Source organism: Paraburkholderia sp. MM5477-R1, from assembly GCF_050436385.1.
Lineage (GTDB): Bacteria > Pseudomonadota > Gammaproteobacteria > Burkholderiales > Burkholderiaceae > Paraburkholderia > Paraburkholderia tuberum.
In genome coordinates this window covers 1,974,606-1,998,770 of the sequence record NZ_JBNDMC010000006.1, presented here as the reverse complement: position 1 = coordinate 1,998,770, position 24,165 = coordinate 1,974,606, and the positions used below count along the sequence as shown (strand labels likewise).

Sequence of the window (24,165 nt, the reverse complement as noted above, 5' to 3'; positions counted from 1 at the left end):
GAGCGCGCGGCTACTCCACGGTGCGGGAATTATACCGTTCGACACCATGCGACGATTCGCCGATCTCAACGCGGCTGCCCCGTATAAAAGCTCACGAGGTCACGCTTCATCGCGTGCAGCGCGGCATCGTCGAGATACACCATATGGCCGGTCGGATAGTAGGCGATGCGCACGTTCTCGCGCAGCGACCGATCGAGGCCGAGATGCGCGAGCGCATATTCGGTCGCATAGAACGGCGTGGCGAGATCGAAGTAGCCGTTCAGCGATAACACCCGCAACTGCGGATTCTGCCGCATCGCTTCGGCCAGATCGCCGCCCGCGTAGGGCAGCTCCAGCCGTTCGCCCCACCATTCGCGATGTTTCCAGTCCCATTGCTTCAACGCGTCGTCGCTGAACACCACGTAACGGTCGGTTGGCGTGTAGTGCAGGTCGTCCGACAGATGCTGATGAAGCGCCGCATTGAACGCATTCGACACGCTGCTCACCGACGCATCGAAGTCCGGATCCTCAGATGCATCGTCGTAGTTCAGGCCTTCGAAACGCGCATCGTAGCGGCCCACGCTGCGCGACTCGTTGCGCAGCAACTCGTTTCGAAAACGCGACGGATAAAGACGCAGACGGTTACGCTTCACGAACCCTACGTCCAATCCGGTGAAGTACGCGATGCGCGCGGCGATCGCGTCGCGCTGATCGTCGGGCAGCGCATCGCCCTGTTCGAGCGCCTGCGCATAGGGTCCGCGGGCGAACGCGCGTGCTTCGTCGAGAAAGGCCGGCAGGCTCGCGGGCTTCGGTGTGACCTTGTCGTGATACCACGCGATCGCCGCGAAACTCGGCAGATAACTCTCGCTCCTGAAATCGTTGCCAGGCGCGAACGCCGCGGAATTGAGCACCGACGACAGCAGGATCACGCCGTTCAGCGCGATATTGTTCTGCCCCAACTGATAAGCGAGCATCGCGGCGCGCGCGGTGCCATACGATTCGCCGAGCAGGTACTTCGGCGAATTCCAGCGCTGATTCACCGTCAGATAACGGTCGATGAATTGCGCAAACGCACGGACGTCCTGATCGACGCCCCAGAAGTCCTTGCCCGTGCCATGCCCGACCGGTCTCGACAGGCCCGCGCCGACCGCGTCGATGAACACGAGGTCGCTGGTGTCGAGCAGGCTATCGGGGTTGTCGTCGAGCGTGTACGGCGCGGGCGGCGTGCTCGCGGGGCTCGCGGTGCGCACGCGTTTCGGGCCGACCGAGCCCATCATCAGGAATACGCTGCCGGCGCCTGGGCCGCCGTTGAACAGAAAGGTGATCGGACGCGTCGCAGGCGTCCTGCTCGGCACCGTGTACGCGACATAGAACACGCTCGCGTTCGGCGCGCCGGTCTTGTCGTGCAGCAACAGATTGCCCGCGCTCGCCGTGTAGTCGAGCTTGCGGCCGTTCAGGCGAAGCGAATGCGTGGTGACGCTGGCGGTTTCGGGCGGCACGGGAATCGCGGGCGTCGAGGCCCTGTCGTTGCGAGGCGTTGCCGTCGCGTCGGCCGAGTCCGGTGCATTCGATGCAGCCTGCGTGTCGCCACGCGCAGCCGTCCGCCTGCGCGGCTCGCCGTTCGGGCGCGCCGTCATCGCGTGCGGCTCGCTCGATTCGCCGACCGGCGACGCGTTCGCCTGCGGCCCCTGGCGTGGTGCGATCGGCGCGAATGCGGCGGCGTCCGTGCTTCCCCCCGTTGCCGTGCTTTCCGAGGTGCTCGACGCATCGGCCTGTTCGGCTGCCATGCACCGTTCGCCGAACGGCACCACACCAGCGACAGAAAGCGTCACCGTCAGCGCGGCGGCCGGTAATCCGGCTGTCAGCAAGCGGCGCAATGAAGAAGAGCAGCGATGGATCATGAAGTTTTCCGCGACGAGTCGAAGCGCGCTGGAATCGGGCTAGCCGGGTTCGGGAGCACACCCGGCGCTCGATTCTTGACGCAAGTTTGCGCGGCGTCAACCGTCGGCGTCACCGCACGCCCAACATTACAAAGCGCTTTTTCCGCGACGTGGCGCAGACCTGCGCAGTCATGGCAGAATCGACAGCGCCTTCGTCGCCTTGTCGAGAATACCCAATGGACCAACTGGTACTGGATGCATTCGACGCTGCCGCGCTGATCCCCGGCTTTCGCGCGCCGCAACTGCCGCACGAGCAGCCCGACCCCTCGACCCTCGACGCCGCCGACCACGCGATGCGGCACTGGACTAGCACCGTCAGCGGCCCGCTGGCGCCCGGCTCCGACGTGCACCGGCAGGAAATGTGCCGCATGTTTCGCGAGACCTTCAATCCGTATCGCCCGTCCGTGCTCGCATGGCCGCAGCTCGAAGCCGCGACGCTCAAGCGCATCGTCGATCTGCCGATCTGGGACATCGCCGTGCAAACCGAAGGCAGGGCGCGGCTGCGCATGGCCGCCTACGCGGCCTCGCTCGACACCCCGGAGCTGCGCGACGCACTTGCGCTGAACGCGTGGGAAGAGAACCGCCATAAGGAAGTGCTGTCGCGCATGGTGCATGCGTATGGCATCGCGCTCGCGAGCGAGCCGTCGTACGTCTATCCGAAAGACACGGAACGGGCTTACCTCGTGACCGGCTATAGCGAATGTATCGACAGCTTCTTCGCGTTCGGCCTGTTCGAGGTGGCGCGGCGCTCGGGCCTGTTCCCGCCGGCACTGACCGAGACATTCGAGCCGGTGATGCAGGAAGAGTGCCGCCATATTCTGCTGTTCGCGAACTGGGTCGCCTGGCATCGCGCGCAGCTTTCATGGTGGCAGCGCATCCGCTTCGAGCTCAAGGTGGCGGGCGTGTGGGCGTTTCTGGTGTGGGAGCGCATTGGGCTCGCACGTGCGATGGATGCTGAGGGCAACGTCCAGGAGCACGATAACAACTTCACGGTAAACGGCGCGCAGTCGGTAACGGATGTCGATATCAGCGTGCCCGAATTGATGCAACTGTGTCTTCAGGAAAACGAACGTCGATTCGCTGGGTATGACCCACGGTTGTTGCGGCCCGAAACGATGCCTCGGCTGGTGCGCTTCGGCTTGAAATTTGTGCGCAGGAAAAAGTAAGCCGCGCCGAACGCACTGCCCAGCCACCTTCGGCTGGCCGTGGTGCCCACCGACCGGATCGTCGCAATCTACAACCCACCGCCCTCTCGGCCCCGCCCCCTTTTCACGAACCGCGCGATCCTCTCGCACGCCTCGATCAATCGATCCTCGCCCACCACCAGCCCCAACCTCACGAAGCCGTTCGCCGTCTCCCCGAACGCACTCGCGTCGAGCACGGCCACGCCTTGTGCGCGAAACAGCTGCCATGTGAACTCGGTCGTATCGAGCCCGGTCCCGCTGACGTCGACCATCATGAACATGCCCGCTTCGGGCAACAGGCACCGCAAGCCCGGCACACGATGCAAGCGCTCGAACACGACATCGCGCCGCCGCCGGTAGATCTCGCGAATATCGGCGACGATCTCCGCCCTGTTCTCCAAAGCCGTCAACGCGGCCTGCTGGATGAAACCCGGCAGGCCGTACAGCATCGCGAGCGCGAGCCGCGCCATGTGCTCGATCAGCGTCGCGGGCCCGATTGTCCAGCCGACACGCCACCCCGCCATCGCATGCGACTTCGACAGGCTGCCGAGCGTGACCGTGCGCTCCGCCATGCCGGACAGCGACGCAATGCTCACGTGATCGCGTTCGAACGTGAGTTCCGCGTACACCTCGTCGGACAGCACCCACAGGTCGTGCTCGCACGCGAGCCGCGCGATGCGCTCGAGATCGGCGCGCTGCATCACCACGCCGGTCGGGTTGCACGGCGTCGCGAAGAATATCGCCCTCGTGCGCGGCGTGATCGCCGCTTCGAGCGCGTCGCAGTCGACGTGAAACGCGCGCGCCGGATCGACCGGCACCGCGACGAGCGTCGCACCCGCCGCGCGCACGCAAGCCTCGTAGGTCAGATACATCGGCTCGGGAACGATCACTTCGTCGCCCGCTTCGAGCAGGCACAGCGACACCGCGAACACGCCGTTTTGCGCGCCGGCGGTCAGCACCACGTTGGCGGCGCTCACGTCGCATCCCGTCGTGCGCGCGTGCTCGGCGGCGATCGCGGCGCGCAGCGGCTCGCGACCGGCCATCGCCGTATAGTGCGTATCGCCGGCCCGCAACGCACCGATGGCGCGCTCGACGATCGGCGCGGGCGTCGAGAACTCGGGATCGCCAACGCTCAGCACGATCACGTCTTCGCCCCTGGCGGCCGCCTGCTGCGCGACCCGATGAATTTCCCACGCCGACGTGCGCCGCCCTTGCAGTCGCTCGACCAGAGTCGAATACTTCATTGCGCTCACCCGTTGTTGTGCGGTCCGTTCCGCCGATCTCTTTCCAATTGACCCGCCAATGTAAAGGCACGCCGGCGAAACGTCCAGATACGAAAAAGGGTCATGCGAGCGGATAACCTCGCATGACCCTGTGCGCAATGTACTGCTGTTTGAATGACTGCTTTGCTTCAAACCCCCGCCAGGTTTTATTTCAAACCCCCGTTAAAACTTCGGCGCGTCAAAGCTGCCGGCGCAGTTCAGCCGGCGGCACCTTCATCAGATGCCGGTATTTCGCCACCGTGCGTCGCGCGACCAGCACGCCCTGATCCGCGAGCATCTTCGCGAGCGTCACGTCCGACAGTGGATCACGCGTATTTTCCGCGGCGATCATCTCCTTGAGCAGCGCGCGCACCGCGGCGGCCGAGCAGGTTCCGCCGCTTTCGGTGCCGAGCTCGCGCGGGAAGAAATGCTTGAACTCGAAGATGCCGCGCGGCGTCGCCATATATTTGTTGCCCGTCGCGCGCGAGATCGTGGATTCGTGCAGGCCCAGCTCGTCAGCCACGTCACGCAGCACCATCGGCTTCAGCGCGATCTCGCCGTACAGGAAGAACGCCTTCTGATGCGCGACGATGCATTCGGCAACCCGCTGGATCGTATCGAAGCGCTGTTGCGCGTTGCGGATCAGCCAGCGCGCCTCCTGCAGTTGCTGCGCGAGCGGCGAACGGCTCGCGCCGGCCGACTGCGCGAACAGCTGCGCATACATGCGATGGATTCGCGCCCGCGGCTGCACCGCCGGATTGATCGACACGACCCACTTGTTGCGCACCTGACGCACGATCACGTCGGGCACGACATAGTTATCCTCGGTGCGGCCGTAGCAATTGCCGGGCTTCGGATCGAGCTTGCGCACCAACGCGCAAGCCACACGCAATTCCTCCGCGCTGCAGCCGATCTGTTTTTGCAACTCGGCCTGCTCGCGGCGCGCGAGCCTTTCCAGATGATGCTCGGCGATCTGCCGCGCGACGTCACGTCCCGGCGTATTGGCGGGTAGCGCATTGATCTGCAGCGCGAGGCATTCCGATAGCGAACGCGCGCCGAGCCCCGGACGATCGAGCGCCTGCACGAGGCGCAACGCCACCAGCAGTTCTTCCTCGGTCAGCGTGGGTTCCAGATCGACGCTATCGGCCAGGTCGGCCAGCGACTGCCGCAGATAGCCGTCGTCGTCGAGCGCCTCGATGATGAAACGGGCCACCGCGCGATCGCGGTCGTCTAGCCGGTACAGGCGCAACGCGTCGTGCAACTGTTCGCGCAGCGTGGGTTGCGAGCGAGCCCAATCGGCCGGGTCGCTGCCGTCCGCGTCGCCGTTCTGGCGCGTCGAGTTGCGCGAACCGTAGTCGCCGGAAAAATCGGCGGGCATGTCGTCCTGGCCCGCGCTTTCGAGCGTATCGCTACCGGCGCTTTCCGCCGGCAGTCCGTCCGGCTCGGCGGCGGCAAGCGTATCGACGGCGGGCGGCGCGTTGGCGTCTTCACCTTCGCCTGGCGTCGTGCCGGCGAGCGCGACGTCCTCAGCTTCGGATGAGTCGTATTCGAGGAACGGATTGGTATCGAGCGCCGTGCGCAATTCCTGCTGGAACTCGAGCGCCGACAATTGCAAGAGCCGCACCGACTGCTGAAGACGAGGCGTCAGTGCGAGAGACTGCCTTGTACGAAGTTCGATTGAAGGCATTGGAGTGATCCCGTTCGTTAATAGCCTCAGACTCAACGAGCCGAGTTCACTGACCAACGCAACGTCCGTACCAGATCGCGCAAGACGCTGTTTTGATTGCGCTTTGTTTATTCAGGCGGATGAATTGCCCTGACCGGGCGCGCCGGTTTTTACAAACGGCAGGCAATTTCCGGTCCCTTTCTTCACCTCTCCGTCGACCTCGCGCATGGCCGCGCCGCAGCCCTATTCGTCAGTCGAAACTCCCCGGTGCATGCGGCTTTCGCGAGCGGCATGGATTGGCTCGCAGCCGGCAGGCACGATGGTTGCGGAGCGACGGTGTGTGGACGGACGCCGCCCTTCGCAAACGCCTCGATCGAGCGCGGATGCGAGTACAGCGTCCGGTGTCGAGAAACGGGCCCTGACGGTACCGTAGCGGCGACGACCCCACGTGTCTCATCAGCGGCTTCGGCCGCGATCGGCCACCGGCCAACAAGACCGCCATTTTCATTACCACCTGATGGAGAGAACCATGAAGACGATCCAGCTTCTGAAGACCGCAGGCAGCATCGCCGTCGTCGCGTTCGCGCTGAACGCGAACGCCCAGACCAGCGCTTCGGCCCCGCCAGCGGCGTCGGAAAGCATCGGCCAGCATATCGACGATGGCACCATCACGACCAAGGTCAAGGCTGATCTGCTTGCCGCGAAGAACGTCAAATCGACGCATATCCACGTGAAGACCCGCAAGGGCGTCGTGTGGCTCACGGGTTCGGTGCCGTCGGCCGACGACAAGTCCGCCGCCGAAGATGTCGTGCAAAGCGTGAAGGGCGTAACCAGCGTGAAGAACCATCTGAAGGTCGCGGCTGACTGATATCCGCGCGATGGGTTCGCACCGATTCGACTGAACAGAACGTAACAGAGCCGGCTGGCAGAGCCGGCTCTTCCTTATTGCACTGGCGCGTCGATCAATGCTTCATCGCCGCATACTGGTCGCGCAGATCGCGCACCCGGTCATGCGTTTGCAGCACGCCCTGGTACTGCCGCTCGACGATTGCCCGCACGTCCGCCGGCAAATCCTTCTCCAGCGCGTCGTGATAGCGTTTCTTCGCGACGTCCTCGCCTTTTTCGCACTCGGCAAGAATCGCATGGTCGCTGCGATTCGCTACCGCCGATTTCACGTCGACCCAGCCGCGATGCAGCGCACCGCTCATGCTGCCGCCGGTTTCGGGCTTGCCGCCCAGGGTCTGAACGGCATCCTGCAACTCACGCGCGCCGCGCGAGCAGTCCTCGGCACTCGAACGGAACAGCATCTTCAGCTGGTCGTCGTGCGCATCCTCGGCTGCCTTCATAAAGCCCTTTTCGCCATCCTTCGACGTTTCGACCAGATCATTCAATACGGAAACAACGTTGGTAGCCATTCAATACCTCCAAGGGTTTCGTTCATCGCGGAATCCGCCGCGCGGGGCTTTTTATGCGCCTCGCGATGAATCGGTTCGACGCGCGGCGGGCTGCATTTGATAGCACGCATCACGCGTGCCCGGCACCTCGCGCGAGCCGATGCGTAGCGAAAGGCAGCTCGAACGAGCGCAGCCGCCGCGCCGATGCGCGGCAACCGCGGGTGTCGCGCGACGTCGAAACAGCGCGGAAAACGGAAAACGGAAAACGGCCCGATGATCGCCATCGGGCCGTTTTTTGTCTGTATGCCGCGTCGCTCATATCACGCGCGCTTCTCCGCGAATTCCTTGATCGGCTCAGGAGTCTTCAGCGGATCGAAATCGGCCCAGCGTCCCTGCTGCCAGCGGCCGGTCGCCTTCTCGATCGACACGCCGCCCGCTTCACGCAGCACGCGCGCGGCGTCCAGCTGATTGTCGGGCGACACGTGCACGGCGACGAGCACGCCCGAATCGCGCGACTCCTCGTGATACGGCACGCGATGGTCCGATTTGCCGCGCTCCGTGGTGCGCGACATCGCGCCGACCAGCGAGCCGACATATGCGCCGACGCCGGCCGCGATCAGCGACACCAGCAGCGGCGCGGAAAACACCGCGAAGATCGCCACGCCAATCACCGCGCCAATCACCGCGCCGATCGTCACGCCCATGCCCGCGCCTTTAGGCGCTTCTCGCGCGCCGGGGTCGGTATCGGTGTCGCCGCCGATCGGGAAACGCGCATGCTGGCCGCGCGGATTGACGAAAAACAGCGTGACGTCCTCTTCCACGAAACCCGCATCGAACAGTTTTTGCGCCGCGCTTTCCGCAGCGGGAAAAGTCGTGAAGCGTGCCGCGACGATGAGTGACATACGGCCTCCTTATCGTTAATTGCCGTTCGTGGACCATCCTGTCGCCGGTGGCGCGAGTCGGAAGCAGCGCGCCCAGTCAATGCGACATGCAGCGGCGCTACGCCGCGGCGCCGCGATCCGGTTCCATGCCTTCCACTCTGAACAGTCCGCTATGCAACACTACGCCTTCTCCGTTGTTCTGGTCGAGCGCTTCCGCGCAGACCGAGCGGATGCGCTGACGGCCTCTGTCGAAAGCGGCCATCAACGCCGCTTCAAGCGCGGACTCCGCGCCGAAATGATCTTCCAGAGCCTCGGCAGTGATCGCGCAAACCACTGGCTCGCCATCGACGCGCGCAAGAAAGCGCACGGTCAGATTGGCGCCGTCGAAGGCCGCTTCGTCATCGGGGAAAGTGATCTGCATCAGAGAGTCCTCATAAGCAGGCCGTGGCAGGATCGCGTTCATGACGAGCCCTTCAATTTGCCGGCCAGTTGCTCCGCCATCTCGAGGTGATGCTTGATGGTTGGCAGCGCTTGCGCGGCCGCGGCCTTCAGTTGCGAGTCGGTGCCGCTCTCGCTTTGCTGCTGGAACAGGTCGACCGCGCGCTGATGCGCTTCCACGCCGACCTGCTCGACATAGGCCTGATCGAACTCGGTGCCCTTCAACGTCTGCAGTTTGCCGACCAGCGCGGAATCCGCGGACGGCGTCGGCTTGAAGCCCTTCTTAGCGACCAGCCCGGCCATTGCGTGCGACAGCTTCGTGTGGTCGGCGATCATCTGTTGAGCGAACTTCCTGACATGCGGATCGTTGGAGTTCTTCAGCGCGACCTTGCCAGCGGCGATTTCAGTGGCGTCCGACTTCGACGCTTCGAGCACGAACTGCTGATCCGCGGGTGACAGCGTCGTGCTGCCGGTCGGCGCTGCGCTCGCGGGCGCATCGCTCGCCTGCGCGCAGGCCGTGTCGATCGATGCCGCGCTCACGCCCAACACGGCCAGCGCGGCAGTCAACACTTGTAGGGAATACCGGAATTTCATGCATTTTCTCCCTGTCGAATCACCGATGCGCAGGCTCCGAAGCCAACGCGCGCGCCGCCCGCGATCAAGCCGCCTTGCGCTTCGTCAGTTGCGCGATCAGCGCCTTGTTGAACGCGGGAAGGTCGTCGGGTTTGCGGCTCGAAATAAGATTGCCGTCCTCGACCACTTCCTGATCGACCCACGTGCCGCCCGCGTTGCGAATATCGTCCTGCAGGCTAGGCCAGCTCGTCACCGTGCGCCCCTTGACGATCCCCGCCGATACCGGCAGCCACGTGCCGTGACAGATCACCGCGATCGGCTTCTTCGCGTTGTCGACCGCTTTGACGAACGCCTGCGCCTGCGGCAGCAGTCGCAGCGCGTCGCCGTTCACGACGCCGCCCGGCAACACCAGCGCGTCGTAGTCGTCGGGACTGGCCTTGTCGAAGGTCGCATCGACGTCGACGGTATCGCCCTTGTCGACGTGTTTGAAGCCCTGGATCTTGCCCGGCTTCGCCGAGATCACATGGACCGTCGCGCCCTCCTCGGTGAGCGCGCGTTTCGGCTCCATGAGTTCTGCCTGCTCGAAACCATCTACGGCGAGTACGGCTACCTTGTAGCCATTCAGTGCATCAGTCATGTGTGCTCTCCTTCATGCGGCGCCGCGCTCATGCGCTTGCCCGTGAGGCATGTGCATAGGTCTGCGCCTTCGCTAAGCGTGGTTACGCAAAACACGTGCCTGGTTGAGGCAGTGTTCAGCGGGCTGACATTACGTTGGCGATGCACCGACGCTGCGGTTGCGCCGTTCAGCTCGAGCCGCCGCGTGTGCAAAAGCGCCGTGGTCAGACGTCGGTTTCGTCTTCGCCGGAGCGTTCCGCGCCCGGCGGCACTTGCGGTTCGACGACGTGGTCGGTGTCGATATCGCGGTCCATCTCCAACGTCGAATCGCCATCGGCCGACGCGCGCTCGCCCGTACCTGAGCGATCGGTATCGCTGCCGAGTGCGGCGTCGCCGGCTTCGAGCGCGTGATTGTCGAGCTCCGTATCGACGTCGAAATCGTGACGCCTCGCGCCCGCCACGTCGCTGCCGCTATCGGACGAGTCGCTGGGACCCAGCGCGCCCGTCGTGCCGGACGTTTGCTTGACGGTCTGCTGCGGCTCTTCATCGGGGTTGAGTGTGCTGCTCATGAAAGCTCCCTTTCCGGTTGGTCACGTCGACTTTTCCGCAAGGACCGTTCCGCCTCAGCGCGCTGGTCACCTACCAGTGGCATCCCCCTTGCTTCCCGCCGATCACACGGCGCACATCGCACCTACTCGGCGAACCGGTTCGAACCGGGTTTGAAACTTCTACCTGCAACAATGGCTACCGCGACTCATTCCACGACCACATCACGCAGCCCGACCACCGCGAACGGCAACACCGCACCCCAACCGATGCCGCCGGGACTGCGCCACGCCGACGACACGAGGCCCGGCTACACACGCAAGCGCGACCGGAACGGCTTCATCTATTTCGACGTCGACGGCAAGCGCATCGTCGATGAGGACGAGATTCAACGCATCAATTCGCTCGCGATTCCACCCGCGTACGAAAACGTGTGGATCTGCCCCGATCCCCGCGGTCATCTGCAGGCGACCGGCCGCGACGCGCGCGGCCGCAAGCAGTACCGCTATCACCCCCGCTGGCGCGAAACGCGCGACGCCGACAAGTACGAACGGATGGCCGAGTTCGGCCGCGCATTGCCCAAAATCCGCGCGCGCGTGGCGCGTGATCTGAAGCTGCCCGGCATGCCGCTCGACAAGGTCGTCGCGGCCATCGTGCAGTTGCTCGACACGACGCTGATCCGCATCGGCAGCGCAGAATACGCGCGCGATAACCACTCGTACGGATTGACGACGCTGCGCAAGAAGCACGTGAAGATCAGGGCCGGTCAATTGCGCTTCCAGTTTCGCGGCAAGAGCGGCATCGAGCACGACGTGACAGTGGACAATCCGAACATCAAGCGCATCGTGCGACGTTGCGCGGAGCTGCCCGGTCACGACCTGTTCCAGTATCTCGACGAAGACGGCACGCGCCACAGCGTCGGCTCGACGGATATCAACGACTACCTGCGCCGCGTAAGCGGCGCGGACTTCACCGCCAAGGACTACCGCACGTGGGCCGGCAGCGTGTACGCGCTCGCGGCATCGCGCCGCTTGATGTGCAGCAGCGCGGCCGAAGCGCGTCGTCATATCGTCGCGATCGTGAAAGAAGTGGCGACGCTGCTACGCAATACGCCCGCCGTCTGCCGGCGCTGCTATATCCACCCAGCGGTCATCAGCGCGTTCGAGGCCGACGAGTTGCAGAGCCTCGCGCCAGGCCAATCGCGCCGCGGACTCAAGGTAGATGAAGTGGCCTTTGCGGTGCTGCTCGCGCAGGCGGAAAAGCGTGCGGCGAAACTCGCGCGCGCATCCGGTGCCAAAGGACGCAAGACGCGGGAGTCGTCGGTCGACGACAGTATCAACGCTTCGTTGACGAGTCTGCTAAAAAAGTCGCGCGTGGTGCGCAAGAAAGCCACCGCCGCGAAAGACAAAAGCGCCGCGGCACATTTGCGAGCCACGGCACGCGTGCGTACGCGGCGCGCTGCGCGGGAAATGGCCTCCGAACCGAAACCGCCGGCCCAGTGACGGGCTCAGCGCTGAATCGACCCCGGCTCAAACGTCTTCCTCGAACGCCGCCATCACGAGCCAAACGTCGCGTTCGCCGTCGCGTATCTCCGCCGCCAGCGCATAGGCATCGTTTGGCGAACATACGCGCGCGAGCGTGCTATGCGCGACTTCACCGTTGTCGAACACACGCTCCGACAACGGCCGCACTTCCTGCTTGCCTTCGAACATCGGCTGTTGCCGACGATACACGAGCGTCTCGGCCTTCCAGTTGCTGAAGCACTCGCGAACATGCGCGAAGTCCCCGCCGCAGATGTTCGCCTGATAATGAATCTTCTTAGTCACGATTTTCTCCCTCGATGGGGAGCGCGATACCGCCGGCGCGTTACGATGAACGCACAGGTGCATGGCCGCGCCCGCATCGATCCAGCGTTACTGTCCCTTCGTATCGCTGCTGGCATTGGCGCCGGGCGTGTTCGTCGTATCGGTCATCGGCTTGTTTGCCTTCGACTTCTTGTGATGATGTTTCATCGACGAAGTCGATCCCATGGTGCTGCCCGTGACATTCGACGCGGGCTCGTTGCCCGCCGTCGGCGCCGCGGTCGCCGCGCCATGCGCGTTGCCGCCGCCGGCGCCGCTATTGCCGTTACCGCCGCCCGCCTGCGCGAACGCGGCGCCCGACGCGACGGCGCCCGACGCGACCACACATGCCGCGAACAGCCATGCCTTCGGATACTTGCTCATCTGGGTTCTCCCTGAAGTAAAAGGACGGGTGAGATCCTTCGGTTCCCTGCTGCCATCACTGAGAATCGAGCAAGGCCTATGCCGCGCGATGCAGTCGTCGCATGCGCGCATCGCGCTTTGCTGATCAGCGCTGGCGTCGGCACTGACGAAATAATTGCAAACGCGCTCGCATCCTTTACGCACGCGGTGCCTCGTCGCGCGGATGCGCCGCGCGCCACGGCGTAACGGCGCCGCATGGCTAGATGGAACGGCCGTTGCTAAATGCCTCGGTACATTCACCCCTTCAAAAAGGAGCCCATCATGGTGATGCAGACCCAGACACAAGGTGCGAACATCGTCGGTAAAGGCGCCGCGACCGCGGAAGGCCCAGGTCCGGATGTTATGGCAGCGGCTACGCTCGACGGCAACAAGGTTATCAGCAGCGACGGCGAGCACATCGGCAAGATCAAGGACATCATGCTCGACGTGCGTTCGGGCCGCGTCGCGTATGCGGTGCTGTCGAGCGGCGGTTTTCTCGGCATCGGCGACAAGCTGCTCGCGATTCCGTGGAGTGCGCTGACACTCGATACGCAGGAAAAATGCTTCGTGCTGAACATGGTGGCCGAGCGCGTGAAGAACGCACCGGGATTTGATAAGGATCACTGGCCATCGATGGCGGATCAGACGTGGGCCACCACCGTGCATCAGTACTACGGCAGCGAACCGTACTGGGGCGACGTCTATACGAGGCGCGACGACCTCGGCGTCGGTGACATTCCCGCGGGTTCGTCGGATGCGCCCGAGGCCGGTGGCGTGAAGCTCTGATCGCCAAATCGACCATTTTCGACGCGTGGCGAGTCCGACATTCCGCTTCAGGAGACAACACAATGGCGACCCGAAAGACCAGCAGCAAATCGAAACGCCCTGTGTCTCGTGGCAAGTCGGGACGGCCAGCGCGTCAGCGGCATGCGCAGGCGCATCCCGCACATCGCGCCAAAACCGCGAAGTCGAGCAGCGTATCCGGCGCGAAGAGATGGTCGCATCACGTAATGGAAACGAGCGACGCGATGGACATCCAGAAGGATATTTTCAAAACCGGCAGCGCGGAGTCCATCGCGCAATCGTTGAAGCACTCGTCGACGGCGAGCCGTCGACGCAAGGGCACGCCGTTTCAATCGGCGATGTCGATGCTCAATTTCTACATCAATCGAGCGGGCCGAAACCTGCCGAAGGAGCGGCGCGATACGTTGCAGCGGGCCAAGCGCAAGCTGCGCGAAGCGTTTGGACGAGAGCCGCGGTGAGGTGACCGGATGACGGCGCCATCACGCGGCACGGCGCTTCAGTCGGCTCCAGGCTGAATGCCGAAGGCACTCTGCACGGCCTCGTACCGCGAATTGACGTTCAGTTTTTCGAACACGTTCTTCATGTGCCATTTGACCGTCTCGGGTGCCAGATTCAATGATCGTCCGATTTCCTTGTTGGACAGCCCGCGAGCGACGTAGCCCAGTATTTCGAGTTCTCGCGCGCTCAGTGTGCCCGGCGTTATCTTCGTGTTGGCATAGCTCGACGAAGAAGATGGCGTGTTATCCGCCTCGTCGAAAGCCGACAGCACCGTGCCGATATACGTGGCGTGCCCGGTCGCGATTTCCGATGGCGTGCGGCGAAAGCGTTCCAGTAACGCACGCATCGGCGGCCCCTCGTCCACGAAGCTATTGATCATCCCCATCGCGCCGCCGATCCGCACCGCGTTTCCCAGCGCGGCGAACGCCTGTTCCGAAGCACCGTTCTGCTCATGCGCGAGAGAAAGCAGCAGCGAAACGACGGCCTCGGCATAGCGCCAGCCCAGTGCAACCAGATTGTCGAGTGAGCGCGAGAGAAAACCAACCGCGTCGCCGGCGGCATTTTCAGCGAGCAGAACGCGGGCTTGCAGCACGCAGTAGCTTGCCCACGTTTCCATCGCCGAACCCCGTCGCCCTTCGCACATCATCGGTACGCTCGCGCTCAGTTCGTCGGTGACCTGTCGCGCCTCGACCACCCTACCGTCGGCAAGCAGCTGTCTGACGGTTTCCGCATCGCACGCGAGCTTCAGACGCAACCATCGACGGGTTATCGCGAGCTGTCGACCGTCCTCGAGAACGGCGAGTGCCGGACCTTTTTTGCCATCCCGCCACAGCAGGCGCGACGCGGTAAGCATATAGCGCATCAATGCGGCGAGCGGCGAAGTCTCCAGCGCGATGGTCATGCGACCGTCGATCAACTTCCGCGCCTTGGACAGCTCGTTGCACTCGTAGTAAATCGACGCAAGGCAACCGGCTACCGCGGCCGCGCCCGCCGACCACTCTCCTAGCTTGTCTTCGGAGTACCGCATCGCGACCTCCATCACCCGCCTCGCATCGGGAAGTTCGCCGTGTATCAGCGCGGCGATGCCGTACACCGCGTCGCGCAACATATCCGCGCTGTTCGGTTTCCGGCTGAGTCCCACCTGATCGACCCGCGCTCTCCATACGCGGGAGATGTAGGCGAACTGCCCTCTATACATCAAGCCGAAAATCTCCGCGCTTTGCCCGTAATGGCGTACCCACGGTTCCGCAGGCGCCGTCGATGCCTCAACGGCACGCCCGAGTTCCAGTGCATGTTCGCTGTCGTCGTTCACGCAAGCGATCACCGCGTGGATCGCGTTGATCTCCGCCCATGCGACCTCGTCGGCTACCGACCGATCATCACGGGCCATTCGTTCGAACTCGTCGGCAATCTCGCCGATCTCCTTCGACGCGCGCGCGGTCTCAAGCGACATCGCGAGAGCCCAGGCTTTCACCAGACGCAAGCGCAGTCGACCCGCGATCACGTCCGGCGGCAGTTTGCGAATCCAGCCCGGCAGCATGAACGGGTCGCCGCGTTGGAGCATCTCCATCGCACAGTTTTCGGCCCACTGCACCGCCTGCCCGATGTCGCCCGCTGCCAGCGCATGTCGCACGGCTTCGCGCCACAGGCGAGCCCGCGCGAACCACAGGCTGGCCCGGCGATGCAGCAACGGAACCTGTCGTGGCGTCTGACGCATGAGACGGCGGCGAAGCGCATCGCTCAGCAATGCGTGATAGCGATACCAGTTCTGCGTCTCATCGAGCGGCCGGATGAACACGTTATGCCGCTCGAGCCAGTCCAGCTTTTCTCCGCTTTCGCCCTCACCGCCCATGACATCGTCGCACAGCGTCGCCGTAAGCCGCTCGAGAATCGACGTGTAAAGCAAAAACGTCAGCATGGGCGGCGGCAAATGCGCAAACACCGTATCGTTCAGGTAGCGATCGATGCCGAAGCGGGAACCGGCGAGATGACTGGCGAGCGCGGCCACGTCATCGATCCGGTTCAGTCCGAGCGAGGCCAGCTGCAAACCGGCCACCCAGCCTTCGGTCGCGCTGTTCAACAACTCGACGCTGTTGCGGTTGAGCAGCGCGTTACCGGTGTGGTCGAAAAACGCCTGAGCATCGTCGAGCGAAAAGCGCAGATCGTCGACATTCACACGCGAAAGTTTGTCGGGCGAGCGCAGCCCGCTCAGCGACAGCGCCGGTTCACCGCGCGCGCCGAGCAGCACGTGCAGGTTGTCGGGCGCGTAGCGCAGCAGGCGCGACACGATCGCGAGAACGGGTTTCGCGCTCAGACGGTCGACGTCGTCGAGCACCAGGAAAACACCGCGGCCGTATGCGGCAATGCCATTGATCAGCACTGAAATGACCGTTCTGACCGGTGTGTGTGCATCGTTATCGAGAAGTTGCTGTGCCTGCCACGCGATCTCCTTCGACGCGCGACAAAGCGCCGCCACCAGATAGGCCCCGAGTTGCTGCGGATCGTCGTCTTCTCCATCGAGACTGAGCCACGCAACGGGACGCTTCTTTCTCGTTTGCGCTTCGCTCCACGCGGCAAGCAAGGTCGTTTTGCCGAAACCCGCGGGCGCGGTCACGAGCGTAATGTGACGCGGACGTCGTTCATCGAGTCGCCGGAGCAATCCCGGCCGTTGCACGCAACCCGCGGGAAGACGCGGCGGCATCATCTTGGTCTGGATCAGCGACACGATCCATTCACGCTCGAAACTATCAGCGGTTGTATTCATGAGGTGTCCTCTCACCGGCTATCCGTGAGAGGCATGGAGGGTCGTTGTGAATTTGTTTTCAAGATACGCCGAACCGTGTGACGACTCAATGAGGAGCCGCGCAACGAGGCGCGACCAGCGCAATCCGCTTCAGGTCGCTCATGGTCTCGTGTCGGATCGCTAGCGGAGATCGCTTTGCGCGCCCTGCTCGGACCCGTCGTTCTTCGCGACAGCGTCTTCCGGCTCGGTGCTCGCCGGCGCTTGCGCTTCCGCGCTGCCAGCATCGGCCTCGTCAAGGCGGTAGCCGTGCGTATAGACGGTCGTCAATCGCACGCCGTTGTCCGGATGCAGGGCCAGCTTGCGTCGCAGCCGGTAGATATGCGTGTCGATCGTGCGCGACGTACTATCCAGCTCGCGGCCCCACGCAAGCTTCGCCAGAAGCCGCTTGGAAACGACCCGTCCGACGTTCGCGAAGAAATAGGCCGCCACGTCGAATTCCTTTTCCGTCAACAAGATCGATTCGCCGTGCAGAAAAACACTGCGCTGCGTGACGTCGAATATGTACGGCCCAACCGCGATTGCACTTTCCACCTTGATGCTGCGTCTTGTGCGACGCAACAGCGCGCCTACCCGTGCCCCCAGCTCTTTGGCCCGGAACGGCTTGACGACGTAGTCATCCGCGCCGGCGTCCAGCGCCTGCACGATGTCGACTTCCAGAAGTCGGCTGGTCACGAACAGCACCGCGGGTTCGCGGCCCAGGTGACGGCGTATCCAGTACAGCACCTCGAAACCGCTCATGCCCGGCAATTCCCAGTCGAGCACCACGAGATCGACCTCGTTGGCCTGAAGAAAACTGATTGCGTCCTTGCCCCGCTCGACCTTGTTTATTCGATGCCCGGATTGCCCGATTTCCCTTTCGACCGAATCAGCTTGCGCGGGATCGTCTTCCACCAACAGGATATTCATCTATCACCTTTTTTCTTTCGCCCTGGCGACTTGAAGACCGGCCCGCTCGACAGATGCTGCGAAAGACATTCGCATCTGGAATTCCCCTCACACAAGCAAGCAGTTCAAACAGGACGAAAAAGCCAACATAAAAAATCGCATACGGCACCAGGTCGGCGTGAGCGGCCAGCGGCGCCGGCTCCGTATGCGTTGTGAATTTCGAGAAGAAAGATAGAGCCAGTCGCTTTTCAAATCCCCCCCTTTCGGAGGGGGGGATGGTGTTTTCGAAGGGGGGGCTCATATTGCACGATCCCCCCCCCTTATCAGCGATTCGATCTGGCGCGCGAGCATCCGGCCGCGCGTCGGCGGCGGTAATGGATCGGGATCGTCGCGGACATACAGCCGGTTTCCCCGTCGCGCTCGTACCGACGCCGCCCTTGACCTTCAGGTTGGCGGTCACGCGCGCGGAAAAGCCGATTGCAACGGCCGTGTAGCCCTTGTAGTTGCCCGAGCCGATTCCAACCGCGAGGGTCTTGCCGGGGTCGACGTCCGGGATCATCGTCTACGCGGTCGCGCCGGCGATGCCTGAATAGGCCTGGCGCGCCGCCGCGTTCACCCCTGCTGAACCGAGTCCAACTGCTGCATGTTGATCGCGTCGGTCGGACTGACGCCCGGCGCGACGTTCGAGATCGTCCGTTCGTGACCGAGCGAGCCGATCGACACTGAGTTCGCGTCGCTGGCGGCGGAGCCCGCACCGAGCGCGACCGAGTTGGGCGCGGCCGCAACCGCATTCGCGCCGAGCGCCGACGAACCCGCGCCGCCGAGCGTGACTTTCGTGTGGGATGGGGTCGTCGTACCGGACCGCGTCGCCGAGGCCGGTGGACAGGGAAGCGAGGCTGCTGTTGGTCGTGCTCAGCGCGGCGGAAAGCGACGTTACGTCGCTTTGTGCGTGCTGATGTCAGTTGAGGTCGAAGTCGACAACGAAGTCAATTGCCTAAAATTGACGGCATCGGTCGGGCGCACGCCCGCGCCGCGCATCACGACGACCTTGCCCGGTTGCACGCGGCCGTCCTTGATCGCCGCGATCGCATCGTCGGATGTCGATGCCTGCGCCGCTGTCGACGCTGATCGCAACGCGCTGGATCGAGGACGGCACCGCGCAGACGATCCTCGACGCGCAGCGCGCCGAGTTGCGCGCGCGCCAGGAGATCGCGCGCGAACTATTGCCCGCCGAGCATCTGAAGAGCGACCCCGCATGCATGTTCGTGTGGTTGCGCGTGCCGCCGCCGTGGCGCTCGGACGACTTCGCGGCAAACGCGCTCGCGCGCGGGGTCAACACGATGCCCGCATCCGCGTTCGCGGTCGATCGCTCGACGGTCGAGCACGGCGTGCGCATCAACCTCGCTTGCGCCGAGTCGCGCGAGCAGTTGACGCGTGGCCTGCTGATTCTCGCGCACACGCTGCGCGACCGGCCGCGTGCGCTGTTCGGCACGATCTAGCTAGCAGTGGAAGCGTAAAGCGGAGCCGCTAGAATACGGCACCCCCTGCCCAGCCGAGCCGCCTTCATCCGATGACTCCGTCCGACGATTCAAGCCCTTCCTCGCGCACGCACGCCGCCGATGCGCTGTTCGCTTTCCTGAAGACGCTGCCGCTCGGCGACCGCTTGATCGAGGGCGGCTTCATGGCCGTGCAGGCCGTGGCGGGCGCGAGTCTCGCGTTCGGCATCGCTCGCGCGCTGCACACCGAGCAGGCGTTCTGGGCCGCGATCACCGCGATCGCGGTGAGCCAGCATAGTTATATCGACACCCGCAAGCTGTCGCGCGACCAGTTCATCGGTGCGATGGTCGGCGGTATTTTCGGGCTGATCGGCACGCTCGCGGGCGGCGGCCATTTTGCCGCGTACGCGGCGACCGTGGCGGTCGCGATCCTGATCTGCTGGGTCGTCAACGTCGGCAGCGCAGCGCGCCTCGGCGGCATCACCGCGACGATCATGCTGCTGGCGCCAGGCGTCGGCCCGGCGTGGGACAAGGCCTTGCTGCGGCTTGCCGAAGTGACGCTCGGCACGGTCTGCGCGCTCGTGGTCGCGCGACTGATGGCGTCGTTCGAAAGGCGCGCGTTCAGCAAGGGCGGACCGCCCAGATAGAATCGCCCACGCGTTGAGTCTTTAGTCAGTCCTCCAGAGCATCGTCCGTTGGCGTGCGGCGCCGGTAACGTCCCGGCGTCACACCGACGCTTTGCGCGAACGCCTTGCCGAACGCCGCCTCCGATTGATAGCCGACCGCCTCGCCGATGTCCGCCGCGCTGCGTTGTGTGCGCAACAGCAGATCGCTGGCGATCGCCATGCGGATCTGCGTCAGAAAATCCATCACGGTCACGCCCGCGCGCTCGTTGAAGTGGCGCGAGTAGGTCGCGCGCGACATCGCCGCACGCTCGCCGAGTTCAGAGATCGTCCATGCGCGTTCGGGCGCGTCGAGCATGGCCTGCACCGATGCGCCGAGGCGTGCGTCCGTCAGCAACGCGAGCATCCCGGTGCCGTTCGCATTGCGCTCGCCGTGCACGCGCAGTGCCATCGCGAACAGCGCGTGGCTCAAGGCCGTCACGATCGCGAGCGCGCCAGGCTGACGCCGCTCCGCTTCGCCGCGCATCAGAGTGATCACCGCCTGCAACGCATCGAGCGTTTGCGCATCCCCGAGCGATACGTGCAGCGGATCGGGCAGCACATTGAGCAGCAACGCCGATGAACCGGGTGCATAGACGAAGCGGCCGCACAGCAGATCGACGCCGTCATGAATCGCGCTGTCGTTGGGCGCGTGCGCGGCCGTGGCAGTGGTTTCGTGGCCATCGTTGCGCCGCACCGGCAGCATGCCGTCATGCCCGAGCGTCAACGGCAGGCCACCCGCCGAGCGCTTTACGTCGCGCATGCGATGCGCGGCGCCACGCGGAAACAGCATGAAATCGCCGGCCTGCAATTCGAGCGGCTCGCCGGCGGCAGTCTCGATCACACAGCTGCCGTCGAGCACGAGATGAAACGGCGCGACGCCGGCCTCCAGCGGCGCGTGATCGATGTCGAATGCGCCTGATAGCAGGCAGCGAAGATCGAGACTCGCTTGCGGCCGGGCAAGGTCGATCAGGCGACTGAGCGTGTCCATGAGACGAGCGCGCTAAAAGTTGAGTCGAATCAGTATTCAGGATATCGCGGCGCGGCGCAATACTTTGTCCCACGACGCCGGCAACCGCCGGCGCGCAATGGACCAAGGAGCACTGCCATGTTGAACTGGATCGATTACCGCAAGGAACTGTTCGGCCGTATCGGCGAAATGTCAAAGCTCGCGCCCGAAAGCGTGAAGGCGTATCAGGCGATGTCGAGCGCCGGTCAGAAGACCGATCTGCTCGGCGCGAAAACGCGCGAGCTGATTGCGCTCGCGGTAGCGGTCAGCCTGCGCTGTGACGGCTGTATCACGGTCCATACGGCCGAGGCGCTGAAGCACGGCGCGACCCGCGAGGAAATCGCCGAAGCGCTCGGCGTCGCGATGGCGATCAACGCGGGCGCGACGCTGGTGTACTCGGCGCGCACGCTGGACGCGGTCGCCGCGCACACGCAGGGGTAAGCGAGACTGATGATTAGCCGCAGCGATCGCCAAGTCGTCGTCCGTCCTTACGTGCCGCATCGACCGATCATGTCCGGCGATGCGGCGCGCGGCCCTTGTTGCAGCGATCGATCAAACGCCTACCAGCCTGGTGACCGTTCCTCAGAACTGAATCGTCGTGCGCAAACCGAGAACCGCTTCGTTCTTGATGCGCTGGGACGAATCGTCCGGATGCGGAATTCCGCCGCCCGGCCGCCAGAAGTACTGGAAGTCCGCTTGCAGCATCCACCACGGCGCGACCTGATACTGATAGGTGGCTTCGAGCATCGTCTCCGCGCTGCGCGACGGATAGCCCGGCGTGTACAGCGGCTGCGCGCTCGCAAGATCCTGCGCGTGCGAGCCGATCTTCGCATAGCCGAGTGCGAGCCCGACCACGTCGTTGTCGCGCCCCTTGAACGGCGCCTTGAGCGTCACGCCCGCATTCACGCCGAGATCGACCAGATTGCGATCGCCCGGCGCACCCATGATGCGCGCGAACACACCGAGCGACCGCGGACTGTCGGAACCTGCGCGCCACACCATCTGATCGGCGACCGCGTAGAAGCTGTAGTTGCCGCGATGACTCGTCGGCACGCCGTTGCTCGCCGGATTCGCTAGCGACAGGCCGCTCGTGTCGAAACCCTGATCCGCGAAGTGGTTGCTGTTGTACCAGAAGCCGAGCTTGTAGGTGCCCGGCAGGCCGGCCGGCTTCGGATCGGACGCATTCGCCGACGGCTGGTTGATCGCGTACTGCAGTTCGCCGATCACGAGCACGCCGTTGCCGAGATTGAAGTTCGTGCCGCTCGCGTTGAGCTTTTGCGGATCGCCGACGCCTGGCGCCGGATTGCCGTCGAATACGCCGCCCAACACGGTTACTCCGTTCGCGAACGACGCCCGCGCCCTCACGCCGAGCGACGACAGCGGATAGGCCGGGCCGCCCGCCGGCAGATCGACGGACGGCAGCACTGGCCAACCGAACGTCGCGTTCATGAAGGTGGCCGCGTACTGGCTGACCATGAACTCCTGATCGAGACTCTGCTGACCGATCTTGACGTCGACGTTGCCGAGCGACTGCTGATACCACAGTTCCCACAGACGGGTCGCGGCGTCGGCTTCGATGCCGCTCGCGGTTTGCAGCGTTTGCAGATTTCTGGCGGTCAGGCTCGTGCCGTGAATCTGCAGACCGGACACGTTGAAAGTGCCGCCCGGCAATCCAAACGCCTTTTGCGTATCGACGACGAGTCCGAACTCGGTCAAGCCTTGATAAGCACCGCCGCGATTCGTCCCGCCCGAGAGGTTGCCCATGTACTCGCCGGTCTCCTGCAGATTGAAAGTCACACCGTAGTTGCCGAGCCACGGACGCAAACCGCCCATGTCGCCGAGCAGGTTCGGGCGCTCCCACAATTCCGTGGGCGCGGCGACGCTCTGATCGGCGGGCGCCGCATTGTCCGTGGCGCCGGGAGCCGGGGCGGCCGGGGCGGTCGATGGCGCCGCTTGCGTCGGCGCGGCTTCGCCGGGTGTCTGCGCGAACGCGCAAGGAACGAGGCCGAGAGAAAGAACCGCGCTCACGGCGATGGCACCGCCGGAGCTCTGCGGTCTGCGCTTGTAGATATTTTCCATCACGTATCTGGGGTTGAAGTTATAGGCGGATCGCTCCGTTGTTGTTCGCACACGCAGATGGCAAACGTGTGTTCAATTCATTGCCGGCATGCAAGCTCGCGCGAGCCAGCGACGTTACCGTGACGCACTCCGGCGCACAACGAGCGCAATGCGAAAGCGCAACCGCCTCTGCAAGCAGAGGTTGCAGACGACGGTCAGAAAAGAGGAAGCGTGCTACGGAAAACCGGCAGCAAAGGCCGGTCAGAATTGAAGCGCGCTAACCCGAATGGGGCGAGTTAGCGGCGAAGGAGTGAACCTGCGGCGACTATCTCGCGGTTGTGTTGCCGGCGCTGGCCGGCATCGGACTTCCACTGCCTGAACATGCGTCCATGGGTGACTCCTTCGATACGTTGGGGCGAATTGTATTGACGTCGCCCGAAAAAGCGCAAGTAAAAAAACGCATAAAGACAACGTCGGGTTCTCGGGGCCGCACGCAATGATTCTCGAACTCGTTGCGCAAGCCTTCGTCGATAAATGTTGGCTCTGCTTACAGAATCTGGTTGACTCCGGGTTTTTACCGCGTCTAGAATTCGCCCGTCTTCTCAAATGGGGCTGATGCCTTGGACACCTGCAGTAGTCGATCTTCGAACAGTTTCACTGCCTGACCGGCAGAACGTCCGCGCCCCTTCCCCGCGCCGCCGTTCCGCCAGCAGGCAGAACGGTGCGCGCCGTAGCAAATCTTCTTCGTGCACCTCGATCATGAGCGCCATGTGGACGCGGCCTTCGCTCGTCCGCACTGGCACGCCCTCGCAAGCCTTCGGGTTTGCGGCCGAAGCTCGCCGATACCCGCGCCTGGTCGCGGGTTCTGGCGAGGCCGGTAAAACCACGCTGCGTGCCTGAGCGCAGTTCAACCCGACGAGGAGCCCCATGCCCGACAGTGACAGTTGTTGTTTATGCCCCTTCCCTTCAGCCTTAGAGAAGGAAAGCAGCTAGCAACCTGACGCCGCGCCAAGCGTGCGACGTTGGACCGTCTGCCCGCTTTCCGCTTGCCGCGTCACATACGACGCGCGGAGAAACGTCATGTATTTCGCTCTGCTTTTGCCGCATCTGCCCTATCGCAACGAGTCGCGCGCTCACTACGAGTCGCTTCTGTCGCTCGATCCGGTCCAATCGAATCGGCTTGTCACGCTGTGGTGCCGAATCGGGTCGCTGCTCTCTTAAGTCCTGCC

The 24,165-nt window shown here is 63.9% G+C and carries 26 protein-coding genes and 2 pseudogenes; 9 read left to right on the top strand and 19 right to left on the bottom strand.

Going from position 1 to position 24,165, the window contains the following annotated elements; translation table 11 throughout:
* Positions 1-65 precede the first annotated feature (65 nt).
* The gene (locus OKW35_RS27670) at positions 66-1,880 is read right to left on the bottom strand and encodes a S10 family peptidase (protein WP_429553682.1); all 1,815 of its coding nucleotides are present in this window, start codon (positions 1,878-1,880) and stop codon (positions 66-68) included.
* A 215-nt stretch (positions 1,881-2,095) separates the two neighbouring features.
* Between OKW35_RS27670 and OKW35_RS27665 the strand changes: the two genes are divergently transcribed.
* Complete coding sequence (locus OKW35_RS27665) at positions 2,096-3,085, top strand: ferritin-like domain-containing protein (protein WP_429553681.1); 990 nt, start codon at positions 2,096-2,098, stop codon at positions 3,083-3,085.
* A 68-nt stretch (positions 3,086-3,153) separates the two neighbouring features.
* Here the strand turns inward: OKW35_RS27665 and OKW35_RS27660 are convergent, their stop codons facing one another.
* Together OKW35_RS27660 and OKW35_RS27655 are read right to left on the bottom strand one after the other, a co-directional pair.
* Positions 3,154-4,347, bottom strand: coding sequence for a pyridoxal phosphate-dependent aminotransferase (locus OKW35_RS27660; protein ID WP_429553680.1), 1,194 nt, complete (start codon positions 4,345-4,347; stop codon positions 3,154-3,156).
* A 217-nt stretch (positions 4,348-4,564) separates the two neighbouring features.
* Positions 4,565-6,052: an RNA polymerase factor sigma-54 gene (locus OKW35_RS27655; protein WP_184059959.1), complete on the bottom strand. Its 1,488-nt coding sequence runs from the start codon at positions 6,050-6,052 to the stop codon at positions 4,565-4,567.
* A gap of 508 nt (positions 6,053-6,560) precedes the next feature.
* Between OKW35_RS27655 and OKW35_RS27650 the strand changes: the two genes are divergently transcribed.
* Complete coding sequence (locus tag OKW35_RS27650) at positions 6,561-6,899, top strand: BON domain-containing protein (RefSeq protein ID WP_429353651.1); 339 nt, start codon at positions 6,561-6,563, stop codon at positions 6,897-6,899.
* 94 nt (positions 6,900-6,993) lie between these two features.
* On the opposite strand, the gene OKW35_RS27645 is transcribed toward OKW35_RS27650, so the two are convergent.
* The 6 genes from OKW35_RS27645 to OKW35_RS27620 all read right to left on the bottom strand — a co-directional run bounded on the left by OKW35_RS27645 (position 6,994) and on the right by OKW35_RS27620 (position 10,501).
* Positions 6,994-7,446 (bottom strand): PA2169 family four-helix-bundle protein, encoded by a 453-nt coding sequence (locus tag OKW35_RS27645; protein WP_187613572.1) that lies wholly within the window; start codon positions 7,444-7,446, stop codon positions 6,994-6,996.
* A 299-nt stretch (positions 7,447-7,745) separates the two neighbouring features.
* The gene (locus tag OKW35_RS27640) at positions 7,746-8,327 is read right to left on the bottom strand and encodes a hypothetical protein (protein ID WP_184039756.1); all 582 of its coding nucleotides are present in this window, start codon (positions 8,325-8,327) and stop codon (positions 7,746-7,748) included.
* A gap of 97 nt (positions 8,328-8,424) precedes the next feature.
* Positions 8,425-8,769, bottom strand: coding sequence for a DUF1488 domain-containing protein (locus OKW35_RS27635; RefSeq protein ID WP_090809747.1), 345 nt, complete (start codon positions 8,767-8,769; stop codon positions 8,425-8,427).
* Entirely contained in the window at positions 8,766-9,338 is a 573-nt protein-coding gene (locus tag OKW35_RS27630) for a DUF4142 domain-containing protein (RefSeq protein WP_429333800.1), read from the bottom strand. The genes OKW35_RS27635 and OKW35_RS27630 overlap by 4 nt, the downstream gene beginning before the upstream one ends.
* A gap of 64 nt (positions 9,339-9,402) precedes the next feature.
* On the bottom strand, positions 9,403-9,954 hold the full coding sequence (locus tag OKW35_RS27625; RefSeq protein WP_429403039.1) for a type 1 glutamine amidotransferase domain-containing protein: 552 nt from the start codon (positions 9,952-9,954) through the stop codon (positions 9,403-9,405).
* A gap of 202 nt (positions 9,955-10,156) precedes the next feature.
* A complete protein-coding gene (locus OKW35_RS27620) occupies positions 10,157-10,501 on the bottom strand; it encodes a chemotaxis protein (RefSeq protein WP_429553679.1) in 345 nt (114 codons plus the stop codon).
* Between the two features lie 171 nt (positions 10,502-10,672).
* On the opposite strand from OKW35_RS27620, the gene OKW35_RS27615 reads away from it, so the two are divergent.
* Positions 10,673-11,980 (top strand): DNA topoisomerase IB, encoded by a 1,308-nt coding sequence (locus OKW35_RS27615; protein WP_429553678.1) that lies wholly within the window; start codon positions 10,673-10,675, stop codon positions 11,978-11,980.
* A gap of 27 nt (positions 11,981-12,007) precedes the next feature.
* Here OKW35_RS27615 and OKW35_RS27610 read toward each other — a convergent pair whose 3' ends face one another.
* On the bottom strand, positions 12,008-12,304 hold the full coding sequence (locus OKW35_RS27610) for a hypothetical protein (protein ID WP_187616657.1): 297 nt from the start codon (positions 12,302-12,304) through the stop codon (positions 12,008-12,010).
* An 87-nt stretch (positions 12,305-12,391) separates the two neighbouring features.
* Entirely contained in the window at positions 12,392-12,703 is a 312-nt protein-coding gene (locus OKW35_RS27605; RefSeq protein WP_429553677.1) for a hypothetical protein, read from the bottom strand.
* A gap of 300 nt (positions 12,704-13,003) precedes the next feature.
* Here OKW35_RS27605 and OKW35_RS27600 point away from each other — a divergent pair, with 300 nt between their 5' ends.
* Together OKW35_RS27600 and OKW35_RS27595 are read left to right on the top strand one after the other, a co-directional pair.
* Entirely contained in the window at positions 13,004-13,507 is a 504-nt protein-coding gene (locus OKW35_RS27600) for a PRC-barrel domain-containing protein (protein WP_184059940.1), read from the top strand.
* A 62-nt stretch (positions 13,508-13,569) separates the two neighbouring features.
* Positions 13,570-13,983, top strand: a complete 414-nt coding sequence (locus OKW35_RS27595) for a DUF3175 domain-containing protein (protein WP_429553676.1) — start codon at positions 13,570-13,572, stop codon at positions 13,981-13,983.
* 38 nt (positions 13,984-14,021) lie between these two features.
* Here the strand turns inward: OKW35_RS27595 and OKW35_RS27590 are convergent, their stop codons facing one another.
* The 6 genes and pseudogenes from OKW35_RS27590 to OKW35_RS27565 all read right to left on the bottom strand — a co-directional run bounded on the left by OKW35_RS27590 (position 14,022) and on the right by OKW35_RS27565 (position 18,749).
* Entirely contained in the window at positions 14,022-16,787 is a 2,766-nt protein-coding gene (locus OKW35_RS27590; protein WP_429553675.1) for a LuxR C-terminal-related transcriptional regulator, read from the bottom strand.
* A gap of 159 nt (positions 16,788-16,946) precedes the next feature.
* The gene (locus OKW35_RS27585; RefSeq protein WP_429553674.1) at positions 16,947-17,732 is read right to left on the bottom strand and encodes a response regulator transcription factor; all 786 of its coding nucleotides are present in this window, start codon (positions 17,730-17,732) and stop codon (positions 16,947-16,949) included.
* Complete coding sequence (locus tag OKW35_RS27580; protein WP_429553673.1) at positions 17,692-18,270, bottom strand: YadA C-terminal domain-containing protein; 579 nt, start codon at positions 18,268-18,270, stop codon at positions 17,692-17,694. Before OKW35_RS27580 ends, OKW35_RS27585 begins: the two co-directional genes overlap by 41 nt.
* A 53-nt stretch (positions 18,271-18,323) precedes the next feature.
* Positions 18,324-18,434, bottom strand: a complete 111-nt coding sequence (locus OKW35_RS27575; RefSeq protein ID WP_429553672.1) for a hypothetical protein — start codon at positions 18,432-18,434, stop codon at positions 18,324-18,326.
* Between the two features lie 12 nt (positions 18,435-18,446).
* Positions 18,447-18,497, bottom strand: a pseudogene (locus OKW35_RS27570) (hypothetical protein); the annotation flags it as partial.
* A gap of 147 nt (positions 18,498-18,644) precedes the next feature.
* Entirely contained in the window at positions 18,645-18,749 is a 105-nt protein-coding gene (locus OKW35_RS27565) for a hypothetical protein (protein ID WP_429354220.1), read from the bottom strand.
* Between the two features lie 65 nt (positions 18,750-18,814).
* Here OKW35_RS27565 and OKW35_RS27560 point away from each other — a divergent pair.
* Together OKW35_RS27560 and OKW35_RS27555 are read left to right on the top strand one after the other, a co-directional pair.
* A pseudogene (locus tag OKW35_RS27560) lies at positions 18,815-19,210 on the top strand (PLP-dependent aminotransferase family protein); the annotation flags it as partial.
* 71 nt (positions 19,211-19,281) lie between these two features.
* Positions 19,282-19,854, top strand: coding sequence for an FUSC family protein (locus OKW35_RS27555; RefSeq protein ID WP_429553671.1), 573 nt, complete (start codon positions 19,282-19,284; stop codon positions 19,852-19,854).
* 25 nt (positions 19,855-19,879) lie between these two features.
* On the opposite strand, the gene OKW35_RS27550 is transcribed toward OKW35_RS27555, so the two are convergent.
* Positions 19,880-20,860, bottom strand: a complete 981-nt coding sequence (locus OKW35_RS27550) for a cupin domain-containing protein (RefSeq protein ID WP_429553670.1) — start codon at positions 20,858-20,860, stop codon at positions 19,880-19,882.
* Between the two features lie 117 nt (positions 20,861-20,977).
* On the opposite strand from OKW35_RS27550, the gene OKW35_RS27545 reads away from it, so the two are divergent.
* Positions 20,978-21,319 (top strand): carboxymuconolactone decarboxylase family protein, encoded by a 342-nt coding sequence (locus tag OKW35_RS27545; protein ID WP_184009880.1) that lies wholly within the window; start codon positions 20,978-20,980, stop codon positions 21,317-21,319.
* Between the two features lie 141 nt (positions 21,320-21,460).
* Here OKW35_RS27545 and OKW35_RS27540 read toward each other — a convergent pair whose 3' ends face one another.
* Positions 21,461-22,957, bottom strand: a complete 1,497-nt coding sequence (locus tag OKW35_RS27540; protein WP_429553669.1) for a carbohydrate porin — start codon at positions 22,955-22,957, stop codon at positions 21,461-21,463.
* A 1,059-nt stretch (positions 22,958-24,016) separates the two neighbouring features.
* Between OKW35_RS27540 and OKW35_RS27535 the strand changes: the two genes are divergently transcribed.
* Entirely contained in the window at positions 24,017-24,157 is a 141-nt protein-coding gene (locus tag OKW35_RS27535) for a hypothetical protein (protein WP_429553668.1), read from the top strand.
* Positions 24,158-24,165: the final 8 nt, after the last annotated feature.

Excerpts from the sequence above, each read along its gene's own strand:
- OKW35_RS27580 (WP_429553673.1), bottom strand. The coding sequence starts at position 18,270 with ATGATCCCGGACGTCGACCCCGGCAAGACCCTCGCGGTTGGAATCGGC.
- OKW35_RS27645 (WP_187613572.1), bottom strand. The coding sequence starts at position 7,446 with ATGGCTACCAACGTTGTTTCCGTATTGAATGATCTGGTCGAAACGTCG.
- OKW35_RS27595 (WP_429553676.1), top strand. The coding sequence starts at position 13,570 with ATGGCGACCCGAAAGACCAGCAGCAAATCGAAACGCCCTGTGTCTCGT.
- OKW35_RS27635 (WP_090809747.1), bottom strand. The coding sequence starts at position 8,769 with ATGAACGCGATCCTGCCACGGCCTGCTTATGAGGACTCTCTGATGCAG.
- OKW35_RS27590 (WP_429553675.1), bottom strand. The coding sequence starts at position 16,787 with ATGAATACAACCGCTGATAGTTTCGAGCGTGAATGGATCGTGTCGCTG.
- OKW35_RS27535 (WP_429553668.1), top strand. The coding sequence starts at position 24,017 with ATGTATTTCGCTCTGCTTTTGCCGCATCTGCCCTATCGCAACGAGTCG.
- OKW35_RS27615 (WP_429553678.1), top strand. The coding sequence starts at position 10,673 with ATGGCTACCGCGACTCATTCCACGACCACATCACGCAGCCCGACCACC.
- OKW35_RS27630 (WP_429333800.1), bottom strand. The coding sequence starts at position 9,338 with ATGAAATTCCGGTATTCCCTACAAGTGTTGACTGCCGCGCTGGCCGTG.
- OKW35_RS27620 (WP_429553679.1), bottom strand. The coding sequence starts at position 10,501 with ATGAGCAGCACACTCAACCCCGATGAAGAGCCGCAGCAGACCGTCAAG.
- OKW35_RS27540 (WP_429553669.1), bottom strand. The coding sequence starts at position 22,957 with ATGGAAAATATCTACAAGCGCAGACCGCAGAGCTCCGGCGGTGCCATC.
- OKW35_RS27655 (WP_184059959.1), bottom strand. The coding sequence starts at position 6,052 with ATGCCTTCAATCGAACTTCGTACAAGGCAGTCTCTCGCACTGACGCCT.
- OKW35_RS27550 (WP_429553670.1), bottom strand. The coding sequence starts at position 20,860 with ATGGACACGCTCAGTCGCCTGATCGACCTTGCCCGGCCGCAAGCGAGT.
- OKW35_RS27555 (WP_429553671.1), top strand. The coding sequence starts at position 19,282 with ATGACTCCGTCCGACGATTCAAGCCCTTCCTCGCGCACGCACGCCGCC.
- OKW35_RS27665 (WP_429553681.1), top strand. The coding sequence starts at position 2,096 with ATGGACCAACTGGTACTGGATGCATTCGACGCTGCCGCGCTGATCCCC.
- OKW35_RS27600 (WP_184059940.1), top strand. The coding sequence starts at position 13,004 with ATGGTGATGCAGACCCAGACACAAGGTGCGAACATCGTCGGTAAAGGC.
- OKW35_RS27565 (WP_429354220.1), bottom strand. The coding sequence starts at position 18,749 with ATGCGCGGCGCGGGCGTGCGCCCGACCGATGCCGTCAATTTTAGGCAA.
- OKW35_RS27585 (WP_429553674.1), bottom strand. The coding sequence starts at position 17,732 with ATGAATATCCTGTTGGTGGAAGACGATCCCGCGCAAGCTGATTCGGTC.
- OKW35_RS27605 (WP_429553677.1), bottom strand. The coding sequence starts at position 12,703 with ATGAGCAAGTATCCGAAGGCATGGCTGTTCGCGGCATGTGTGGTCGCG.
- OKW35_RS27670 (WP_429553682.1), bottom strand. The coding sequence starts at position 1,880 with ATGATCCATCGCTGCTCTTCTTCATTGCGCCGCTTGCTGACAGCCGGA.
- OKW35_RS27660 (WP_429553680.1), bottom strand. The coding sequence starts at position 4,347 with ATGAAGTATTCGACTCTGGTCGAGCGACTGCAAGGGCGGCGCACGTCG.
- OKW35_RS27650 (WP_429353651.1), top strand. The coding sequence starts at position 6,561 with ATGAAGACGATCCAGCTTCTGAAGACCGCAGGCAGCATCGCCGTCGTC.
- OKW35_RS27640 (WP_184039756.1), bottom strand. The coding sequence starts at position 8,327 with ATGTCACTCATCGTCGCGGCACGCTTCACGACTTTTCCCGCTGCGGAA.
- OKW35_RS27545 (WP_184009880.1), top strand. The coding sequence starts at position 20,978 with ATGTTGAACTGGATCGATTACCGCAAGGAACTGTTCGGCCGTATCGGC.
- OKW35_RS27625 (WP_429403039.1), bottom strand. The coding sequence starts at position 9,954 with ATGACTGATGCACTGAATGGCTACAAGGTAGCCGTACTCGCCGTAGAT.